This window comes from Vibrio sp. 10N.222.49.C9 (assembly GCF_041474985.1).
Classification (GTDB): Bacteria; Pseudomonadota; Gammaproteobacteria; order Enterobacterales; family Vibrionaceae; genus Vibrio; species Vibrio crassostreae_C.
The window spans coordinates 1-620 of record NZ_JBFRVD010000240.1; the positions used below are offsets into that span (position 1 = coordinate 1).

Consider the following 620-nt stretch of genomic DNA (forward strand, 5'->3'; position numbering starts at 1 on the left):
TCACACTCGTGTCACGCATAGGTCAGTGGAAATGGACAATCTGACGGTTGAGATGCTCATGATTAACTACGAAGAAAGGTTTATCTATTCATCAAAAGAAGCGAAGAGAGACGCGAGTTTTGTTGAGATGGGTAAAATGTTGAATGTCGAGTTTCACGCTATTCACGTTCTGGCTCGTTACATACAGCGAATGCAGTCGCTCGATATTACAGATGCTATCCGCTTTTTTTATGGTGCCATTATTGAAAATAAGAATGAGATCTTTCGGTCAGCTGAGATGCCTTTGAATATTCCGATCTCCGATGACGTTGGTGGGATGCTGCTGGGATCTGTTAGGCATGATTCCCCAGAACGCACTACGTTTGTTGCTAAGACCTACATCTCTGAGGCGCAAATTACAGACGCAAATTACGAATATTGTGTCAGCCGATTCAGTGAAGAGACTGAGTGTGACTCAGTTAAAGTTTGACTGACACACGAGCGTCAATGTCTCTTGTTGGTAGCAAAAAGCCCACATCCGAGGAGGATGGTGGGCTCTGTTTTAGTAGTGTCTATTTGCCATGTTTCGCTCGACAAATAGCGTCTTTATTGCTGATAGATAGAATCCACCAGCACTGAAC

The 620-nt window shown here is 43.9% G+C and carries 1 protein-coding gene; it reads left to right on the plus strand.

What is annotated here, in order from left to right:
- The coding region (locus tag AB4585_RS22945) for a hypothetical protein (protein ID WP_372171111.1) at positions 1-469 on the plus strand (469 nt) is incomplete at its 5' end.
- Positions 470-620 lie beyond the last annotated feature (151 nt).